The following is a 20635-nucleotide window of genomic DNA, read 5'->3' on the forward strand; positions in this document are numbered from 1 at the left end:
AATGCCGCTCCAGCAGCGCAAAACGAGCAAGTGATTATCGATTGTTATCTTCTTTCAATCTCCGAAACGGCCACAACGTCTAAAGGGCAAAATCTTCTTGAAAATTTGAAAGTTACATTGAATCCTGCCAGCTGGACGAGAACTATACTCACGGCAAAAGGAAATTTATTAGGAGGAGGAACAAACAATCAGATTGCTTACAATCCATTAGACGGAGGCACTGCTGCCGCCACAAATCCTGAAGGAACATCTCCCACTTTCTCTCAGTTGGGTAACAATGGTAAAGTCAATGTTAACACCTTTGCCACCGGTATTAGCTGGGCGGGACTAACCTACAATTTGAACATCGCCAATGCCGTTGAAGCGCGATCTGAAGTCATTGGACGCCCCACATTACATGCCTTCAAAAATTCACAAGCCGTTTTTTACTCAGGCGATGAACTGGTGACAGGACTTGTTGGTACTCAAACCTCAACGCTAGTCAGATATCCGCTCGGCACGACGCTTTTTGTCACGGTAGATGACATTAAAAATGACGAAGTAACCTTAAGTATTTCTGTTGAAGGATCGGTGAATACAGACCCTAAATCAAACATCCAAAATTCAACACTTACAATTGCCAAAACACGTATCGATACAAAAGCAAAAATACTGCTGGGCGAAACCCTGATGCTCGGTGGAATTTATACGCAAGTTAATGAAGATAATAATAGTGGCGTTCCTGGCATTAAAAAAGTCCCGCTGGCTCAATATTTCTTTTCCAATGAGGCAACGCTAAATAAAAGAACTTCAATTGTCGTTCTTATGACCCCACGCTCACTTGATGCGGTTAAATTTGCCGTGGGACGCGCGATGTCGAGAAAAGAGGGAGAAAAAGTCCAAGAGCTTTTTGTAAGGCACCCCGATTGGTATCATTCTCGTCCCAATCTCGTAAAAATCCTCAATCAAATCGCCAGGGATCCCATTATGTATTATGAGTTTAGAAATAGCGATGTTTTACCACCACATTGGGGATGGGAACCGAGCTTTGATTACAAGCTTGATCAAATTTTAGCTTTTGCGTACTATTAAAAAACTGAAGACAAAAAAAGAGCCGGACCTAAGTCCGGCCAAGTTTAACAGGGAGGCTTCACGTCTGGGAGACGTAGGATTGGTATGAACCAACCCTTCGGGCTCAAAGAGCCCACCTTTCGAGTATTGCACTCGAAACTCTAAAACCTTAAAAGCATTGCTCTCGCTTAAAGGTATAAGCACATCTCAATCAAATGTGTATTACAATTTTTGCAACACAGGTATGTATCCAGCGCATGCAAACATCGGGCAAATGATCAGCTTGAGTGTTTTGCGAGAAAAGGATAGGGTTTGAGAGAGTTTTTATGAGAAACAAATAGAGACATACATGAAAAGCCGTTCCGATATCGTCATCATTTTAAAGCTTTTTAAAAAATGCTGAAGCGAGTTCAGTCTGACATTTTTGAGGCCTCCTCCTCCTTTGTGCATTTGCAAAACTTTGCAGATGATGTTCTCTCTTCAAAAATGGGAAACCTTCAAAAACAAAATATTTTAGAAATTGGCGCCAAATATTTTTCTTTCCACTCAAATAGATCTTCTCCAGAAACCCTTGTTTGTAATGAATCTCAACTGCCGTTTTCGGCTACATTTGATATTGTTAAATCCTCCCTCAATCTACATCTTTCAAAGGATCCCAGAGGGGCATTGCAGCAGATGGTGGCCGTTCTCAAACCCCGAGGGCAACTGTTTCTATCGTGTTTTGGGCATCATTCACTTTTTGAATGGCGCAGTATTTTTTTGAAAGACGACATTCCTTGCGGGTTAATTGATTTTATTAACCCTGGACTGCTCGAAACCTGGCTTCCCGCCAGTGGTGAGCGTCATCTAACACAAGAATGGGTAACACTTTCATTTCCCAAAATTGAGGATTTTTTGCATCAATTAAAATCCATAAACCTTGCAAAACCTAAGTTTGGACATCCCCCTCTTTCCTTCAAAACTTTTCAAAAGGCCTGTCAGGACTTTAATAGCGCTCCCTCTCAAAAGCTCAGCTTTCAGATCCTTTTTCTTATCTACACAAAACCCTACATCCTTCAAGACGAATAAAAATTAGAGATAAATTGCATACACCCCTATGCTCATTTGAAATCACGTTATATAGTGTCTGGAAAAATTAAGATGAGGATAATGACATGGATGGCTTTGAGATTAACAAAATCATCGCAGCGGTTTTAATCGCACTTTTAACTGCAAAGGTTGCCGATATTGCGGGCGACAGGTTTGTGCATCAAGAGAAAAAATTACACCAACAAGCTTTCGTGATTGAAGGTGTGGCCCAAAGCGCCACGGCCTCTGCTGGTGATTCTCAACCCAAAGGCCCTGAGGATATTAAGCCGCTTTTGGCAGCTGCTGATCTTGCGAATGGAGAGAAGATATTCAAAAAATGCGCCGTGTGCCACACTATTGAAAAAGGCGAACCTGCTAAAGTCGGACCCAACCTTTGGGGTGTTATCAATGGACCTAAAGACCACATGCCAGGGTTTGCTTATTCTGAAGCCATGAAGACCAAAGGTGGCACGTGGACCTATGATGATCTCAGCGAGTTTCTTTACAAGCCTCAGGCTTTCGTGAAAGGCACTAAGATGTCTTTTGCAGGCTTAAGCAATACCAAAGAACGCGCCGATGTCATTGCTTACTTAAGATCCAAGTCGGATAGCCCTGCAGAATTGCCAAAATAAAGTTACGTTTTTTAAGGAGAAGTGTGAATGGGCTTAAAAAATTGTCATCCTGATTTTATTTCAGGGTCTTTTGAAAAGATGCTGAAACGAGTTCAGTATGACGCATTTGAAAAAACACTCACACTCCTCCTCACCTCACTTTTCTTATCCGCCCCCCTGATATCTCAGGAAACGGCGGCTCCACTTCCCACGCACGGCTTTGCCATTTATGGGGATCTCAAGTACCCTTCAGATTTTAAGCATTTTGACTACGTCAATCCCAATGCTCCCAAGGGTGGCCTTGTGACCCTTTCTGCCGTTGGATCATCATTTGACACCTTCAATGCTTTTCTTCCCAAAGGTGTCCCTGCCGCAGGAATTACGGGCATTCACTGTTCTCTTTTACAAGGATCCGAAGATGAACCTGCCTCTTCCTATGCGTACCTTGCTCAGTCCATTGAAGTCAGCCCTGACCGCACCTTTGCGATCTACCGCCTTAATCCTAAAGCCATATTTTCTGATGGAAGCCCTGTGAGCGCTGATGACGTTGTCTTTACATTAGACATATTAAAAACCAAAGGATCTCCTCAGTTCTCCCTTTATTATAAGGATGTCGTGAAAGCCGAGTCCATTGATCCCCAAACAGTAAAATTCACATTTTCCAAAAACAATCGTGAACTTCCGCAAATTGTGGGGGGATTGCCGATTCTCTCTAAGGCTTTTTATACCAAACAGGATTTTACAAAAGCGGATTTGACCATACCCCTGGGTTGCGGACCTTATGTTGTCAAATCTTTTCAGCCCGGTAGAGAAGTCGTTTATGCACTTACACCCAATTGGTGGGCTAAGGACCTTCCCTCTCAAGCGGGGCTTAATAACTTTGATGTCAAATTCACCTACTATCGCGATGAGACAGTACAATTTCAGGCTTTTCAATCAGGAGACTTTGACTTCAGATCTGAAAACATCGCGAAAAATTGGGCCACAGGATATGATTTTCCGGCACTCAAAGAAGGCAAAGTCATTAAAAAGGAGGTCACACACAAGCTTCCCAATGGCATGCAGCTCTTTTTATTCAATTTGAGAAACCCTCTTTTTCAAGACATCAAAGTTCGAAAAGCACTTTCTTACAGTTGGGACTTTGATTGGGTGAATAAGAATCTCTTTTTCAATTCTTACAAATCCAGTTACAGCTTTTTTAACAATTCAGAACTCGCGTCCACGGGCATGCCCTCAGAAGAGGAACTGACTATTTTAACGCCCTTAAAAGGACAAATTCCAGACTCCGTCTTTAAGGAGGAGTACAAGCCCATCTCAACGGATGGAAGTGGGCGCAATCGTAAGAATATTGAAATTGCAAATCAGCTTCTTGAAGAGGCGGGTTGGGTCATCAAAAATGGCGCGCGAGTGAATACAAGAACCGGAAAACCTTTTCAGTTTACATTTTTAATTCATGACCCTGCTTTTGAAAGAGTGTCTTTGGCTCTTAAACGCAATCTTCAACAATTGGGAATTACGATGGACATTCGCACCGTCACCACCCCACAATACGTGGAGCAATTGGATAATTTCGATTTTGATATGACACTTATGGCATATCCCGCGCCTGAAAGCCCTGGGAATGAACAACGCACATATTGGAGCTCAAAATCTGACGTTCCCAGTGGCTTTAATTACCCCGGAATCAAAAGCCCCGCCGTGGATTCTTTAATTGAGACAGTTATCAATGCTTCCAGCCGAAAAGATTTAGTCACTGCAACAAAAGCACTTGACCGTGTCCTCATTCATAACTATTTGGGAATCTATGGATATTATTCTGGTATTAACCGTATTGCTTATTGGGACAAATTTGACCACCCTCAAATTGCTCCCAAAGATGGCATTGGCTTTTCAACCTGGTGGGTCGTACCCGAAAAGGAAAAGCACCTTGGCAAAAAATCGTAATCTAAGACGGTTTCCTCTATGCTAAGTTATATAATCAGACGCTTGCTTCTGATGATCCCAACACTTTTTGGGATCTTGGTCATTAACTTCATTATTATCCAAGCAGCCCCTGGGGGGCCTGTTGAACAGATGATTGCCAAAATCCGAGGCTCGGACGTGGACGCAACTGCACGCATTAGCGGCGGTGGCATGTCAGATACGGGAAGTAATCTTCATGTGGGTGATAGCCTTAACAGTATGACGCCCTCAAAATATCGGGGTGCTCAAGGCCTTGATCCAGAGTTCATTGCCGAAATTGAAAAGCTTTATGGATTTGACAAACCGCCGCTCGAGCGATTCATCCTTATGATTAAAAATTATGCTGTGTTTGATTTTGGCGACAGTTATTTTAAGGATCGTTCCGTCATCGGGCTCATTATTGAAAAAATGCCTGTCTCCATTTCCATTGGTCTTTGGACAACGCTTCTCATTTATCTCATCTCTATTCCCTTAGGCGTTCGCAAAGCCATTAAAGACGGAACGCCATTTGATGTTTGGACCAGTGGAATCGTCATTGTAGGCTATGCCATTCCTGGATTTTTGTTTGCGATTCTCCTTATTATTCTTTTTGCTGGAGGAAGCTATTGGAACATCTTTCCTCTACGCGGGTTGGTTTCAGACAATTGGGCCGATTTTTCCCTTTGGGGCAAGATCGTCGATTATTTTTGGCATTTAACGCTTCCAATCATAGCGCTTGTGATCAGCGGTTTTGCGAGCCTCACTTTGCTCACCAAAAATACATTCCTTGAGGAAATCAATAAACAATACGTCATGACGGCTCGTGCAAAAGGACTTTCCGAACGCCAAGTTCTCTTTGGTCACATTTTTCGAAATGCGATGCTTGTGGTTGTGGCCGGCATGCCTGCAGCCCTCATCCACATTCTTTTTGCAGGGTCTCTTTTGATAGAAGTCATTTTTTCATTGGATGGCCTTGGGCTTTTGGGATTTGAATCGGCCATTAACCGCGACTATCCCGTCGTCTTTGGTACTCTTTATATTTTCTCTCTTTTAGGGCTTATGCTTCATATTATTTCCGATTTGACCTACACCCTCATTGATCCTCGCATTGACTTTGAAAAAAGGATGGGCTGAGCATGAGATGGTTTCATTTCAACCCAATTACACAAAGACGCATTCAGCAGTTCAAGAAAAATAAGCGTGGTTTTTATTCTCTTTGGATATTTCTGTCGATTTTTACCATCACTCTTTTTGCCGAATTTGTCTCCAACGACAAGCCACTTTTGATATCTTATAAGGATCAATTTTATTATCCCGTATTCGTAAACTATCCTGAAACCACATTTGATGGAGAATTTGAAACAGAAGCCAATTATCGAGACCCTTTCGTCAAAGACCTCATTACCAAACATGGATGGATCATTTGGCCTCCCATTCCCTATAGTTATAATACTGTTAATTTTGATCTCCCCGTTCCAGCTCCCGCTCCCCCCTCAAAGGAAAATTGGCTGGGAACTGATGATCAAGGCCGCGACGTTTTTGCACGCCTTATTTATGGATTTCGAATCTCGGTTCTTTTTGGGCTCACACTTACATTATTCAGCTCGCTCATTGGCGTTACCGCAGGCGCCGTTCAAGGTTATTTCGGCGGACTCACCGATCTTATTTTCCAAAGGTTTATGGAAATTTGGGCGGGAATGCCGGTCCTTTTTCTTCTCATTATTTTAGCCAGTATCGTCCAGCCCAACTTTTGGTGGCTTTTGGGATTAATGCTCCTTTTCAGTTGGATGACCCTTGTGGGCGTTGTACGCGCAGAATTCTTACGTGCCCGTAATTTTGAATATGTAAAAGCCGCCCGTGCCTTGGGCCTGGCTACTCCTAAAATTATCTATCGCCATGTGCTTCCCAATGCCATGGTTGCAACTTTAACGTTGGTGCCCTTCGTTCTCAACGCCTCCATCTCCACATTAACTTCTCTCGATTTCTTAGGATTTGGGTTGCCTTTAGGATCGCCATCTTTGGGAGAAATGTTGAATCAGGGCAAAAACAACCTCCATGCGCCTTGGCTTGGGATCACCGCCTTCCTCGTTTTAGCCCTCATGTTGACCCTTTTGATTTTTATTGGGGAGGCCGTTCGCGATGCCTTTGACCCCCGAAAGGCTACAAAATGAGCCGTCACCCCCCACTTTTGATTGTTGATAATCTGCACGTAAATTTTCATTCTGGAAAACATATCGTTCATGCTGTTCAAGGGGTTTCTTTTGAACTTAAAAAAGCGCAAACACTTGCAATTGTGGGGGAGAGCGGATCGGGTAAATCAGTAACCGCCCTTTCGGTTTTGGGCCTTCTTCCCTATCCGCGTGCGTCCCACCCCCAGGGCAGCATTCAATTTCATGGGCAAGAGCTTTTAAATGCCCCCACAGATATTTTGCGTAGCATTCGGGGCAATCGCATTTCCATGATTTTCCAAGAGCCCCTCACTTCATTAAATCCCCTTCACACTATTGATCGACAAATTGGCGAAACGTTAAGTCTCCACAAGGGTCTTTATGGGGAGGCCCTTACGCATCGGGTCATTGAGCTTCTCGAGATGGCGGGATTCCCGGATGGACGAGATCGCCTCAAATCCTATCCTCACCAGCTTTCAGGCGGCCAACGTCAACGTGTGATGATCGCCATGGCTTTGGCCTGCGATCCTGAAATTCTCATTGCGGATGAACCGACAACAGCCTTGGATGTGACTATCCAAGCCCAGATCATTGAGCTTTTGAAAGAGCTTCAAGGACGTCTTAAAATGAGCCTTATTCTCATTACCCATGATTTACATGTCGTGCAAAAAATTGCTCAAGATGTCGTTGTGATGAAAGACGGTCTCAAGGTTGAAGAAAATGCAACTCAAGAACTCTTCTCCCATCCGCAAGATCCTTATACAAAGCGGCTAATTGATTCTGATCCTCAAGGCCACGCAGTCCCCGTCAAAGGGGATGAAGAGCTTCTTCTTACGGGCGAAAATATCAAAGTCTATTTTGATATCCGTCGTGGTATTTTCAAAAAGAAGATTGGCGAAATTAAAGCCGTTGATGATATCTCCTTCTCCCTCCGTTCAGGGCATACTTTGGGCATTGTTGGCGAAAGTGGATCTGGAAAAACAACACTTGCGATGGCCCTTCTCCGTCTTGAAAAATGCCAGGGTCGCATCGAATTTTTAGGAACGGAAATTCAGGATCTTTCAAACAAAGAATTTCGCCCTTACCGACGGGAAATGCAAATCGTTTTTCAAGACCCCTTTGGATCTTTAAGCCCCCGGATGAGCATAGGGCAAATCATTGCCGAAGGGCTTGAGATTCACAAAATTGGAAAAACACCTCAGGCTCGCGAACATCTCGTTATAGAGGCTTTACGTGAGGTGGGATTGGATCCTGATATCCGTCACCGCTACCCCCATGAGTTTTCTGGAGGACAACGCCAACGCATTGCGATTGCCCGAGCACTCGCTTTAAAACCTCGCCTTATTATTTTAGATGAGCCCACATCTGCGCTCGATCGTTCCGTTCAACTCGATGTTTTGACGCTTTTGAAAAACATTCAGAAGAAAAATAATTTGGCCTATATTTTCATCAGCCATGATCTGGCCGTCGTAAAATCCATCAGTCACCAAGTTCTTGTGATGCGTCAAGGCAAAGTCGTTGAACGCGGCACCGCAAAAGATATTTTCGAGCACCCCCAAGAGGTCTATACTCAAAAGTTAATTAAAGCCGCTTTTGAGCTTGAGGCCGCATGACGGAAAAGAGTCCCTTTCATCTCGAGTCCGATTACATACCTGCAGGTGATCAACCCCAGGCCATTAAAGAACTTTTGGAAGGGCTTCGACAAAATGAACGCAATCAAGTTCTTTTAGGCGTCACGGGATCTGGGAAAACATTTACCATCGCCCACGTTATCCAAAACTATCGAAGACCTGCCCTTGTTTTGGCCCCCAATAAAACTTTGGCCGCTCAACTTTATGGAGAGATGAAAGAGTTCTTTCCCAATAACGCTGTTGAATATTTCGTGTCCTATTACGACTACTATCAACCAGAAGCCTATGTCGCCCGAACCGACACCTACATCGAAAAAGAAGCAACCATTAACGAACAAATTGACCGCATGCGACATTCCGCAACCCGCGCCCTTCTCGAGCGGGAAGACGTCATCATTGTCGCAAGCGTGTCTTGCATTTATGGTATTGGATCTGTTGAAACCTACAGTCAGATGGTCTTAACCCTTAAGGTGGGGATGACTTTGGACCGTGATCGCTTTTTACGTGAGCTTACACAACTGCAATATAAACGCAACGATCTCAGCTTTGCTCGCGGCACTTTCCGCGCCAGAGGCGACATCATTGAAGTCTTCCCCTCCCATTATGAAGATCGGGCGTGGCGGATTTCTCTTTTTGGAGATGAAGTTGAAACCATCACCGAAGTCGATCCTTTAACGGGACAAAAAACATCTGCTCTCGAAAGTATCAAAATTTATGCCAATAGCCACTATGTGACCCCGGGGCCCACCATGAATCAGGCCATTCAAGGCATCAAACGGGATCTCAAAACCCGCCTTGAAGAACTCACTTCCGAAGGGCGACTTTTAGAAGCACAACGCCTTGAGCAACGAACCACTTTTGACCTTGAAATGCTGACCGTTACCGGCATGTGTGCAGGCATTGAAAATTACTCCCGTTATTTAACAGGAAGGGCCCCTGGCGAGCCACCGCCAACCCTATTTGAATATCTTCCCAAAGATGCCCTTGTCATTGTGGACGAGAGCCATGTGACTGTCCCTCAATTAAATGGGATGTATCGGGGGGATGCTGTGCGAAAACGAACCCTTTCCGAATACGGATTTCGCCTCCCTTCTTGTGCAGACAACCGCCCTCTCAAGTTTGAGGAATGGGATCATTTGCGACCTCAAACAATTTTTGTGTCGGCAACGCCAGGTCCTTGGGAGCTTGAATCGACCCAAGGTCATTTCATCGAACAAATTATTCGCCCCACGGGCCTTATCGATCCTGTGTGCGTTATTCGTCCCGTAGAATCACAGATCGAAGATTTGATAGCAGAGTGCCAATTGACCGTTAAAAAAGGACTCCGCGTTTTGGTCACAACACTCACGAAAAAAATGGCTGAAGCTTTAACCGAATATATATCAGAAGCGGGGATTAAGGTTTGCTATGTCCATTCGGATGTAGACACGCTTGAACGCATCGAAATCATCCGGGATTTACGCCTTGGAATCTTCGATGTTTTAATCGGTATTAATCTTTTGCGCGAAGGACTAGATATTCCCGAATGTGGACTCGTTGCAATTCTCGATGCGGACAAAGAAGGGTTCTTAAGATCCAAAACCTCTCTCATCCAAACCATCGGTCGCGCCGCCCGTAATGTGGAGGGGCGTGCGATTTTATATGCCGATATCATCACCAATTCCATCAAAGCAGCCCTTGAGGAAACCAATCGCAGGCGGGAAAAACAACAAGCTTATAATGCAGCCAACGAAATCACACCAGAAACTATCAAAAAATCGATTCACAATATTCTCTCGAGTGTTTACGAAAAAGATCATACGACAGTTTCCATCTCTGAAGATCCAACCCAAATCATGGGGCCTAAAGAACTCAAATCTTATAAAGAAGATATTGAGCGCCGTATGCGCAATGCTGCAGCTGAGCTAGAGTTTGAAGAGGCAGCTCGTCTTCGCGATGAACTCCAATCCATTGATGCCCGTGAATTAGGTCTTGCCGAAAATGCAATCAAGCGTCCCTATCTGCCGAATAAAAAACAACGCCCTAGGAAGTAATAAGGAATGTGGCCCACATCCCTCAATTGTTAGCATAACAAACAAATTGAGGATCTGAAATTTTCTTCTTGTTATGGATACCTTTTCCTACATCATTTCCTGCAAATAGTGATTGAGCTCATGATCTGAGAATTTACTTACGTCTTTGGCAATCTCACTTGTGACTTTGGAAAGAGAGTCTTTCCCCAAATGATTGCGCAATTCTCCTAAAATTTTAGGTGGTGTCACAAGAACGAGTTCATCAAACTCACCTTTTTCTCGCGCTTTGTTCACAAATTCAGACAAACGTTTTGCAAATTGAACTTTTTGATTTTCGTGCGGGTCTACACGAGGTTGATATGCATGACGCGCAGGATTGGCGCTTTCAAAGCCCCGACCCGGTTTATCGTGGGTCAATTCCTGATCTTTTAAATTTTCCGCGACAAAATCAAATCCATCGATATGCAGAATTCCCTCAGGTTTTTTCTGAAAAAAACGCCCACGGGCGCCATCTGCGACAAGCACCCAAACAATTTTTCCTTTCATGAGCCACCATCCTTTCTCAACTTATTATTCTTTTATTATGATCTAAAATGTTAAAGAATATGTTAACAGACTCGAATTTCTCCACCAGAGATTTCCTTGCTATTTGAGATGAAAATGTGTACAATATTAACATGTAGAATAAGGAGTCGATAATGAAAAATCGTTTTGAGAATCAAACTATCCGCAGGGCCAATGATAGCGCTCTCGGTTATGATGCAGGCCTTAGGGCTTATATGCTTAAAGTGTACAACTACATGGCGCTCGGTTTGGGTCTCACCGGCGGCGTGGCTTTTGTAAGCGCCACAACCTCTGCCATTTTGGCCGTGGTGATGCCTTTGATGTGGGTTTTTATGTTGGCCCCTCTTGCTCTTGTCTTTTTCTTAAGCTTTCGCATTGATAAAATAAGTTTTTCAACGGCCCAAACCGTTTTCTGGCTCTATGCAACCTTGAATGGTGTTGCGTTTTCAATCCTTTTCTTAGCCTATACAGGAGATAGCATTGCACGTGTTTTCTTCATCACTGCAGGAACTTTTGGCGCCATGAGCCTTTACGGTTATACAACTCAAAAGGATTTGACGGGTTGGGGCTCTTTCTTGTTTATGGGTCTCATTGGCATTATTTTAGCCAGCGTTGTGAATATATTTGTCGGAAGTTCTCCCTTACAATTTCTCATTTCCATTGGGGGCGTCGTCATCTTCACAGGATTAACCGCATATGATACGCAAGTGATCAAAGAAGGTTATGTTCAAGGCTTTGATGATGAAGTTTCTGGCAAGCAGGCGATCTTTGGCGCATTACGGCTCTATCTCGACTTTATCAACCTTTTCATCAGTCTTTTAAGGCTTTTGGGGGATCGTAGATAACAACACCAAAAGCCCCGAAAGGGGCTTTTTTTTGAGACTCCCATGACATTTGAAATGCTAAAAAATCGTCCGTTCCTGCCACTTGCCTCGGAGCGTCTTTTGTTGCGCCCCATTCATAAAAACGATGCGAAAGCTCTCGCAAAACTTGCCAATAATCATAACGTCTCAAAGACCCTGGCGCGCATGCCTTATCCTTATTCGCTTCAAGATGCCCATGATTTTATTGAACGTAAAGTCCGAGAGATGAAGGACGGATCTCCAACTCTCGTCCTTTCCATTTTGAATAGGACTTCTCATGAATTTTTGGGCATAATTTCTTACGAGAACGGCACTCTAGGTTATTGGCTGGGCGAGCCCTTTTGGGGGCAAGGATTCATGAAAGAAGCGTTCCAATCCTTTATCCATTTTCTATTTGATTTTTGTGAAATTCCTGAATTTGAAATTTCTGCCATGCCTTTAAATACGGCCTCCGTGAGAATTATTGAAGGGGGAGGCTGTCTTCCAACTTTTCAAAAAGAACTTTATTCCAACGCGACCCAATCCGCACATTTGGGACAATATTACGCACTCACACGAGAAAACTATTGGGCCCGTTATTGTGCCAAAGACGTCCCCGTGGTCTGGGTTGTTGCCGCCGCAATTTTGAAAGACCAAAAGCTTCTTGTGGCCGAGCGTCCACAGGGCAAATCTATGGCAGGCGTTTGGGAACTTCCAGGGGGAAAGATTGAATCCGGAGAGACGCCAGAGGCCGCTCTCGCGCGTGAACTTCACGAAGAACTTGGAATTGAGGTCCACCATGAGGATTTAAAACCCCTCACATTTGCGTCTTATCGTTATCCCAAATTTCATCTGGTGATGCCGTTTTTCACCCTCACAACATGGCGCGGAGATCTCCATGGCAAAGAAGGTCAAAATCTGGCCTGGATTTCTTATTCGGATCTTGAAAACATACCTACGCCTGCGGCCGATATCGCCCTTTTCCATAAATTGGGGGCTGTAATGAAAAATCAAGGTTTGTGGGGATGAATATTTCATTTTCTTCTTGCGCTTTTGCATAAGGCTCCCCATGTCTTAAACATGAGGGTCCAATGTCACGTTTAATCAGTCGAATCGGGTATATATTGTTTGTAGTGGGATGGCTTGTTGTTATTTTTAAAAACAACGACCTTTGGAACCACTTTTTTGCGCCCACACCGTTAGAAGTCATTGGCGCCCAAGAGGCCCATTCAAAGAACTGGAGGGGAAAAGATGTTATTGTGGCCGTCCTTGATGAGGGATTTGACCTTGAGCACTTAGGACTTAAATCCCAGACTCTACCTTACAGATACAACACTGACGATCGCCTACCTTATGCGGATACGTCCGTTATTTATAAAAATGGACATTATGAATTTCAAAGTCACGGAACCCATGTTTCGGGAATTATCTTAGGTAATGCCTCAGGAAAATTCAAAGGAGTGGCCCCGGATGCTAAACTTATTCCCATTAAAATCGGTGGTAGAGGAGGCGAGAAATCTCTTGTTCGAGGTTTAAACCTGGCTCAAAAAAGCCCCGCGCACATTGTGAATATTTCCATGCAATTAAGTTTTTCAGGAAGATGGATTAGCCCGGATGTGGCGCAAGCGCTCGTTGATCTTGCACAATCAGGAAAAATTACACGAGTTACGCAGTTTGCAGCAAAAGGGTGGGAATCTAAGCGAAAGACATGAGTTTTGTTATTTCTCTAGAGATATCATGCTTAATAACATCCCACTGCTGCTGATAAAAAGAGAAGCCTCCAGCAAGTCGTCTTTTAAATCTTTGAATCCAAGCCGAAATGGCAAGAAATATATGATTTCTTTGGGCTCGTCCCGTGCGAGACTGACAGCGTTCAAGACCGCATGTTTGCTTTAATTCCCGATGATAAACTTCGATTTTCCAACGCGATTTCATGACCAGTTCAATATGATCACGAGAGGGATTATCCCTATTGGTTCCGATATAATCCGTGCGACCGTTTTTGGCAACAAACCGGAAAACAGTAATCCATCCATATCCGCGTAAGTGAACTTTCAGTCCTTCATCTGGAATGTCCAGCTTTTCAAGAGTTTCTCCACGATTCACTTTCCTGTTTTTCTTCAACCCCATCACCCATGTCCAGCCTATGGATTCAATGGCCTTCAGATTATTCAAGCTCGAGTACCAAGCGTCTGCAACCACGTCATCCGGATTTATCCCTCTGTCTTGAGCCAGCTTTAACATTTCCCTGAAATGGTCATTCTTGCTTTTGCCATCGCTGGCTTTATCATAAATACGATAATCAACAGGAATAGAGTCATGACTCCTCAGGCCATGCCATACCAAATTGACAAGACCTATCCCCGCAATAACATCATGGGCATTCCCAGAATACTGATAATGCACAAGCTCTATCTTCTCGCTCCGATTTTTATCCAAAATTGTATCGTCACATACTAAAAAACAAGGTTCTTTCTTGTTAATAAGAGATTGAGTAAGATTCCACACTCCGCTCGGACGCAATGCACTAGAACTCAACCATCGATTGACGCTGTCATGCGACAATGGAATCGGTGACACCTCCGAAAGTGCCAACCCTGAATAGCGCACACTGCTGGCTTGTAAAAATGAACGATAAAGTGATTTTGTGCATTTGTGTCGAGACATCATTTCTTCTCATTTAATAAATATTCCCTCTCACCTTATCTCTTCTCTCTTCTCCTGCAAACTGCGTAACTCGTGAATTATTGTGATTGCCGCTGGAAACGAAAGCCGCTCCATGACGCAAAATGGATATCTTTATGACCTAATCACTTTGGCCCATAGCCCCGAAATGGCGGGGCGTATGATTTTAGTGGGCTCTATTGGAGACAAAAAAGAACCTGAAAAACTCTCAACCTTTAGCAATTACCCAGGATTTTTTAGATCTTCTACAAATCTACCTTATTTTATCACAGCGCCAGGATTTGAGATTTCCTCATTGGCGCCCGACAATCAAACGGAAAATCTATCAGGAACTTCCATGGCGGCCCCATTTGTCGCAGGCGCTTTGGCGTTGATGAAGGAAAAATATCCAGATTTGCCACCAGAAGACCTCGTGGCAATGCTTTTAAAAAGCGCACGAAAAATGGCTCTTGGGACAAAGGAAGCCCTCAATCCCTACTACTATGGAGCAGGAATTTTGGACTTGAGAATGATTCTTTCGGAATAGACCTATTCGTCCCGATGGACGCGCTCCATGCGCTCATGACGCTCTTGTGCTTCAAGGCATAGCGTTGCAATAGGGCGAGCTTCAAGGCGCGGGATCCCAATGGGAATTCCTGTTTCTTCGCAATACCCATAAGATCCATTACGAATTCGCTCAAGCGCATCATCAATTTTAATGATCAATTTACGCTCACGATCGCGGGTTCTAAGCTCTAAAGCGCGATCCGTTTCGGTTGTGGCACGATCATTAATATCCGGCTCATTATGAGGTTCTTCCTGAAGATGATGAAGTGTTTTGAGAGATTCTTCCGAAAGCTCATCGCGCCACTTCAAAAGCTTTTGTCGAAAATACTCCAGCTGCAAATCGTTCATATAATCTTCGTCTTCTGATGGACGATAGTGAATGGTTGCTTGGACCATTTGGAACCCCCGTGTTCAATTAAGAATGCGACAGTAAATCACTCCTAGATTTGGGATTCAAGTCATTTGTGCGGACCTCACAGGACCACCTCACAAAAAACAGAGAATACCATGCCACCAAATCGTCATTCTGAATTATTTTCTTGATTTTAAAAACTAAATTACACCACCCCCTTGGGGGTAAAGTCTTTCCCTCCTAAAATGCATTTTTCTTATTTGCGCATCACAGCCAATATTGCCCCGATAAAACACTGTAAAGATACTTATGAAGACTCCTAATCCTTCAACAATTTCACAATCTCAGGCGCGGCATAGGTGAGAATTCCATCAGCGCCCGCACGTTTGAAGGCGATCATTGTCTCAAGAAGGGCGCGATTGTAATCGAGCCAACCATTCTGGGCCGCAGCTTTTAGCATCGCGTATTCGCCACTCACATGATAGGCAAAAATGGGCATATGGAAGGTGTCTTTAAATTTACGAATAACATCAAGATAAGGAAGTCCCGGTTTGACCATAATCATATCCGCACCCTCTTGAATGTCTTGTGCAGCCTCGCGGAGGGCCTCTTGCAAATTGGCCGGATCCATTTGGTAGGTTTTTTTGTCCCCTTTGCCTAAGGAAGGAGCCGAACCCAAAGCATCACGGAAGGGTCCATAAAAAGCAGAGGCATATTTTGCCGAATAGGCCAAAATTCGCACATGTTGAAATCCAGCACGATCCAGTGCATGTCGAATAGTTCCAATACGACCATCCATCATATCGGAAGGTGCGATCACATCCACGCCGGCTTCTGCGTGCATCACAGCCATTTTTGAGAGAATTTCTGAAGTTTCATCATTGGCAACATCATTCCCGCGTAAGACACCATCATGGCCATGGCTTGTATACGCATCAAGAGCGATGTCCGTCATAATTCCAAGCTCTGGAAATTCAGATTTTAACATCTGAACCGCTTGCGTTTGTAAATTACAAGGATTGAGAGCTTCCAAACCTTCCGAACATTTCTTCTCTTGAGGAGTCGCACTAAATAAATCGATGGCAGGAATGCCAGATTTAAGGGCAAACTCTGCAACTTTTTTAAGCTCTTCAAGGCTATAACGCACAACGCCGGGAAGAGGGTCAATTGCGCGAGGATGATTGTCCTCGCATACAAAAATTGGCCACACGAGGTCTTTGACTGAAAGGCGAGTTTCTGCGACCAAATCACGACACCAGGCGTCTTTACGATTTCTCCGAAGTCGCGTTTGTGGGAATTTCCCTAAAGTCAAACTCAATTTTATCCTCATCCTGTTGACGAATTTATGGATCCAACTTAACGTCACCTTGAATTAAATTACAACCCGTTTTTATGGAGTTTTTCCCTTGAGAGTTCTTACTTTGATTCTCGTTTTCTTGATCATTTTTGAAATATCAGCGCTCTTTGGAAAAGGTCAACTGAGCCAACTCGTTGCTGAAGGAAAAATTGAAGAAGCAAAAAATCATATCCTTATGAAATTTTCAAAAAGAATTTCCAGTTCTCAAAAACAAGAACAAGAAATTGATTCTGCTATTGATAAGTATTTATTTGTGAAAACCTTTAAAATACTTTTTAAAAACCTTCCTCAAGATGACATTCAGCGAAACGCGGATATAGAAAACCGTTACAGTCAGATTTTGATTTTTTTTCAATTGACCCCAACATCAGAAAAAATACCAACGTTAGAGGCAAGAAAAAAACTTTTGATAGAAATATCAAAAAAGTTTTTAAATCTTAACAACTATCTTACTGTTTTTGGAATTCGAAATTTGGCTACTCCAGAACTGGTAGAGTGCTCTGTAGATTATTTTCAAGGGATTGGTGAAAAGCCCATTGCAAACCTCAATAATTTAAGGGATCCAAGGGCAATTGAAAAAATTATAAAGTCGGCGTGGGATCTTTGGTCGAATAATGACCTTTTACAAAACTCCATTTCTACAATTAAATCAGAAGAATAATACTTTAAAAATAAAATTTTAATATTTTACCTTCCGAGATCTTAATCATTATTCCAGCAATAAAACAGGTGATATAGCCAAAGCGATATAAAATGATTATAAATGATTGAATTTAAAAAGTTCATCGATTGTACATTGTTGTCTCTTTCGAATATTCTTAGATTGTGCCCATTTATGCTCAATAGGGTTCAATTCTGGAGAATAAGCCTAACCTCAAGAACGAAATGCAACAGTGTGCTAAGGTGCTGCTGCTATAAAAAAGAAACATCGTCATTTAACGCAAGACCAGCGTTTTAAGATTTACCTTCTGCATGCAGAAGGTAAATCTCTATTAAAAATCGCTCACACTTTGGGGGTTCATAAATCCACAATTTCTCGGGAATTGAAACGCAATCACGACCCACGTGTCAGAGTCTATCCCCCTGATAAATCTCATATTTTATACGCGCATAAAACCATGGGGCTTGTCCCATGGATGAAGCGCCCCTCATATAATTAGTGATATGAGGCAAGCGCAGCTTGAACTTGGCCTTTAGGCCAACGAGATACCACGGGGCTTGCCCCGTGGTTTTTTCGCGCGTATAAACATCAAAACACAATCGTTGAGCCCCTTTTCCCTCACAAGGAGAATATCGAACTGACGGTCGATATTCACTATGAAAACCATTCCAAAGATGAGAACTAAAAATTATGGTGCGAGATAATTGTTATATAAAAGTTCCATACTTTTCTCCATTTCATCGTAATCGAATGGCTTTTCAATAAAGAGTGAGGCCCCTTCGTTTAGACTTTTTGTCCGATCAGAGGGACGCCTTGAGCTGCTGTAGATGACAACAGGCATTTCCTTAATAACATCATTTTGAAAATTTTTAATTTTATTTAAAATATAAAAACCATTCATATGGTTAATATTAAGATCAAGAAGGATACAGTATTTTTTTTGCCTCCCTTCAAACTGAAGGTTTTCAACATTTTGACTGAGATAATTTAAAAATTCCATTCCATTTTCAAAGCTAATAAGCTCAACCTGCTCTGAATATTTTTTTAGAAAAAAGCGCAAAAGAACAATTTCTTCCATATAACCTTCTACATAAAAGAGAATTGATTTCATAAACACTCACTTTTTAAGCGTTGATTCTGGTGAGGTGGGATTGGGAAAAAAGAGAAAAAATGTCGTACCATCGCCCTCTTTTGAGCGGAGCCAGATTTTACCATTGTACAAATCCATAACGCTTTTACACACGGCCAAACCCATTCCCACACCTTTTCCATTTTCTGATACATTTAGTTGCCTTCCCATTTGAAAAACCTCTTGATATGCTGCTTCAGGCACCCCAACACCGTTATCTTTGACCATACAAATGGTTCCTGATTTAATTATTTTTGATCGGACTGTAATATGAGGCACGTTATGATTAAATGTACTTCCATTATCAATGAGGTTTTTAAAAAGCACTAATAAGTGCTCTTTTTTCATGTTGAGGCATTCTTGCGTATGCACCTCTAATTTACCCTGAGGATAGTTTTGGAAAAAATATGGAATTATACTGTTTTGAAAAAACTCACTTATATCAATAATTTCATTATTCTCGGTTTGACCCATAACCACAGAAAACTCAGAAATCCCTTCAATTAAATTATTCATTCTTTGAGTTGCATTTCCCAATGAGTTCAGTATTTCTTGCCCCTCTTCATCCAGTCGTTCACGATAATGGCGATCCAAAATCTGGCGATTCATATTAATAATCCGCAAAGGACTTTTTAAGTCATGACCGACAAAATTGATGAATTCATCAAGCATAAGCTTTGATTTTTGAAGCATCTGATTTTCAGAACCCTCCCTTAAAGACATCAAAGCTATTTTTTCATTAGCTTCGTACCATTCAGTACTATCCAGAAAAACGCCCGAAATACTTGAGGGAGTACCATCTGCATTCACCAGAACATATCGGTAATTCATAATATAGCGAATCGTCCCATCATTCATGCGGTAACGAAAACCGTATTTATGAAAATCATGACTGCCCGGACTATCGAAGAGTTTTTGAATGTATTTCCTATCCTCTGGGTGGACGCGATCCAAAAACAAAGATGGATTAGAAAGAAAATCCTCCACATTGATTTCAAAAAATGATTCTAAGTTAGGACTCAAATATTGAAATTTATATGAAGGTAATTTCATCAACCAAAAGACACCCTTAGCCCTCTGAATTGCCTTTTCCAGACAAACTTGAAGAGGTACATCCTGAAACTCTTGAAATCCCCATTCTGTTTTTTTAACAGCACTGATAATATTTCCAGAGTCACTAACAGGAGGATAACATTTAAAAGAAAGGAATAGTGGATCCCCATCATGAGATTTCCACGAGCTCACAAAGCGCGCCATTGGCACTTTTTTTTGAATTAATGGTTTAATATCATAGTTCAAATGCCTTTTAAAGTCTTCTGGCTTTAGAAAACGATTCAGGCTTTGTCCTAGAATGTCAGATTCCCGCTGGTGCGTGAACGCAAGAAAGCCTCCAGAAACAAAAGTAATTTTTCCTTGCGTGTTAAAACGCAAGACACCCCGATCTGGCTTTTGAGAAATATTCTGTATGAGTTTATCTTCTGTCATGTTTCCACTTAGTCTTAGCCTTTCGATAACACCTCTTAGTGAACACTCCACGGGGCAAGCCCCGTGGTATCCCGGTCGGCCTATAGGCCGAGTACAAGCTGCGCTTGCCCCAAGTCTTCTTGCCCTTGATGCTCTATATAGCGCTTGATCGCGTACTCATTTACCCCAACTGTGGATACAAAATAACCATCTGACCAAATACCATCCACGCCCCAATAAGCTTTTCTCATATACTCGAATTTTTTCTTCAACAATCTGCCGCTCATGGACTTTATGGTTCGAACTGCATCGCTAACTCTTATCTTAGGGGGAATAGATAGGTGTAAGTGAATATGATCCTTATCATAATTCATCGTTAGGATGATGACTTCAGGCATCTTCTCCCTTATCTGATTCATCACTTCTGTGAAATACGCAAAACTACCTTCATTCAATATCTTTCGTCGATATTTGCTCACAATCACCAGGTGATACTCACATTGGTAGGCGCAGTGTCCTTGCTTCCTTATCTGCATACTTCGCATCATAGCAAG

Annotated in this window: 21 protein-coding genes; 14 read left to right on the forward strand and 7 right to left on the reverse strand. The window is 42.7% G+C overall.

The window, feature by feature from the left end:
* The first annotated feature begins 30 nt into the window (after positions 1-30).
* From Bealeia2_RS07730 to uvrB, 8 genes are all read left to right on the forward strand, one after another.
* Positions 31-1071 carry a hypothetical protein gene (locus tag Bealeia2_RS07730; protein WP_331256468.1) on the forward strand — a complete coding sequence of 347 codons (1041 nt, stop codon included), beginning with the start codon at positions 31-33 and terminating at the stop codon, positions 1069-1071.
* A 375-nt stretch (positions 1072-1446) separates the two neighbouring features.
* Positions 1447-2118, forward strand: coding sequence for a methyltransferase domain-containing protein (locus Bealeia2_RS07735; RefSeq protein ID WP_331256469.1), 672 nt, complete (start codon positions 1447-1449; stop codon positions 2116-2118).
* An 86-nt stretch (positions 2119-2204) separates the two neighbouring features.
* The gene (locus Bealeia2_RS07740) at positions 2205-2750 is read left to right on the forward strand and encodes a c-type cytochrome (protein ID WP_331256470.1); all 546 of its coding nucleotides are present in this window, start codon (positions 2205-2207) and stop codon (positions 2748-2750) included.
* Positions 2751-2777: 27 nt separating this feature from the next.
* Positions 2778-4673: an extracellular solute-binding protein gene (locus tag Bealeia2_RS07745; protein WP_331256471.1), complete on the forward strand. Its 1896-nt coding sequence runs from the start codon at positions 2778-2780 to the stop codon at positions 4671-4673.
* Positions 4674-4691: 18 nt separating this feature from the next.
* Positions 4692-5804 (forward strand): microcin C ABC transporter permease YejB, encoded by a 1113-nt coding sequence (locus Bealeia2_RS07750; protein ID WP_331256472.1) that lies wholly within the window; start codon positions 4692-4694, stop codon positions 5802-5804.
* A gap of 2 nt (positions 5805-5806) precedes the next feature.
* Positions 5807-6841 carry an ABC transporter permease gene (locus tag Bealeia2_RS07755; RefSeq protein WP_331256473.1) on the forward strand — a complete coding sequence of 345 codons (1035 nt, stop codon included), beginning with the start codon at positions 5807-5809 and terminating at the stop codon, positions 6839-6841.
* On the forward strand, positions 6838-8451 hold the full coding sequence (locus Bealeia2_RS07760) for an ABC transporter ATP-binding protein (protein ID WP_331256474.1): 1614 nt from the start codon (positions 6838-6840) through the stop codon (positions 8449-8451). The genes Bealeia2_RS07755 and Bealeia2_RS07760 overlap by 4 nt, the downstream gene beginning before the upstream one ends.
* The gene (gene uvrB / locus Bealeia2_RS07765) at positions 8448-10502 is read left to right on the forward strand and encodes an excinuclease ABC subunit UvrB (protein WP_331256475.1); all 2055 of its coding nucleotides are present in this window, start codon (positions 8448-8450) and stop codon (positions 10500-10502) included. Before Bealeia2_RS07760 ends, uvrB begins: the two co-directional genes overlap by 4 nt.
* Before the next feature lie 87 nt (positions 10503-10589).
* Here uvrB and Bealeia2_RS07770 read toward each other — a convergent pair whose 3' ends face one another.
* Positions 10590-11027, reverse strand: coding sequence for a host attachment protein (locus Bealeia2_RS07770; RefSeq protein WP_331256476.1), 438 nt, complete (start codon positions 11025-11027; stop codon positions 10590-10592).
* Between the two features lie 152 nt (positions 11028-11179).
* Between Bealeia2_RS07770 and Bealeia2_RS07775 the strand changes: the two genes are divergently transcribed.
* The 3 genes from Bealeia2_RS07775 (at position 11180) to Bealeia2_RS07785 (ending at position 13599) form a co-directional block, all read left to right on the forward strand.
* Positions 11180-11890, forward strand: a complete 711-nt coding sequence (locus Bealeia2_RS07775) for a Bax inhibitor-1/YccA family protein (protein WP_331256477.1) — start codon at positions 11180-11182, stop codon at positions 11888-11890.
* Positions 11891-11932: 42 nt separating this feature from the next.
* Positions 11933-12916 (forward strand): bifunctional GNAT family N-acetyltransferase/(deoxy)nucleoside triphosphate pyrophosphohydrolase, encoded by a 984-nt coding sequence (locus tag Bealeia2_RS07780; RefSeq protein WP_331256478.1) that lies wholly within the window; start codon positions 11933-11935, stop codon positions 12914-12916.
* 62 nt (positions 12917-12978) lie between these two features.
* Complete coding sequence (locus Bealeia2_RS07785; RefSeq protein ID WP_331256479.1) at positions 12979-13599, forward strand: S8 family peptidase; 621 nt, start codon at positions 12979-12981, stop codon at positions 13597-13599.
* Here the strand turns inward: Bealeia2_RS07785 and Bealeia2_RS07790 are convergent.
* Entirely contained in the window at positions 13583-14554 is a 972-nt protein-coding gene (locus tag Bealeia2_RS07790; RefSeq protein ID WP_422388038.1) for an IS701 family transposase, read from the reverse strand. The genes Bealeia2_RS07785 and Bealeia2_RS07790 overlap by 17 nt on opposite strands.
* An 82-nt stretch (positions 14555-14636) precedes the next feature.
* On the opposite strand from Bealeia2_RS07790, the gene Bealeia2_RS07795 reads away from it, so the two are divergent.
* Positions 14637-15098 carry a S8 family peptidase gene (locus Bealeia2_RS07795; RefSeq protein ID WP_331256480.1) on the forward strand — a complete coding sequence of 154 codons (462 nt, stop codon included), beginning with the start codon at positions 14637-14639 and terminating at the stop codon, positions 15096-15098.
* A gap of 2 nt (positions 15099-15100) precedes the next feature.
* Here Bealeia2_RS07795 and dksA read toward each other — a convergent pair whose 3' ends face one another.
* Positions 15101-15514 carry an RNA polymerase-binding protein DksA gene (dksA, locus tag Bealeia2_RS07800; protein WP_331256481.1) on the reverse strand — a complete coding sequence of 138 codons (414 nt, stop codon included), beginning with the start codon at positions 15512-15514 and terminating at the stop codon, positions 15101-15103.
* A 275-nt stretch (positions 15515-15789) separates the two neighbouring features.
* Complete coding sequence (hemB, locus tag Bealeia2_RS07805; RefSeq protein ID WP_414437869.1) at positions 15790-16782, reverse strand: porphobilinogen synthase; 993 nt, start codon at positions 16780-16782, stop codon at positions 15790-15792.
* A gap of 124 nt (positions 16783-16906) precedes the next feature.
* Here hemB and Bealeia2_RS07810 point away from each other — a divergent pair, with 124 nt between their 5' ends.
* Together Bealeia2_RS07810 and Bealeia2_RS10590 are read left to right on the forward strand one after the other, a co-directional pair.
* Positions 16907-17488, forward strand: coding sequence for a hypothetical protein (locus tag Bealeia2_RS07810; protein ID WP_331256483.1), 582 nt, complete (start codon positions 16907-16909; stop codon positions 17486-17488).
* Positions 17489-17741: 253 nt separating this feature from the next.
* The gene (locus tag Bealeia2_RS10590; protein WP_414437870.1) at positions 17742-17987 is read left to right on the forward strand and encodes a helix-turn-helix domain-containing protein; all 246 of its coding nucleotides are present in this window, start codon (positions 17742-17744) and stop codon (positions 17985-17987) included.
* Positions 17988-18176: 189 nt separating this feature from the next.
* Here the strand turns inward: Bealeia2_RS10590 and Bealeia2_RS07815 are convergent, their stop codons facing one another.
* From Bealeia2_RS07815 to tnpA, 3 genes are all read right to left on the reverse strand, one after another.
* Positions 18177-18599 (reverse strand): response regulator, encoded by a 423-nt coding sequence (locus Bealeia2_RS07815; protein WP_331256484.1) that lies wholly within the window; start codon positions 18597-18599, stop codon positions 18177-18179.
* A 6-nt stretch (positions 18600-18605) separates the two neighbouring features.
* The gene (locus tag Bealeia2_RS07820) at positions 18606-20102 is read right to left on the reverse strand and encodes an ATP-binding protein (RefSeq protein WP_331256485.1); all 1497 of its coding nucleotides are present in this window, start codon (positions 20100-20102) and stop codon (positions 18606-18608) included.
* A gap of 80 nt (positions 20103-20182) precedes the next feature.
* Entirely contained in the window at positions 20183-20629 is a 447-nt protein-coding gene (gene tnpA / locus Bealeia2_RS07825) for an IS200/IS605 family transposase (RefSeq protein ID WP_331256486.1), read from the reverse strand.
* Between the last annotated feature and the right edge of the window lie 6 nt (positions 20630-20635).

The organism is Candidatus Bealeia paramacronuclearis (assembly GCF_035607555.1).
GTDB classification, from domain to species: Bacteria; Pseudomonadota; Alphaproteobacteria; order UBA9655; family UBA9655; genus Bealeia; species Bealeia paramacronuclearis.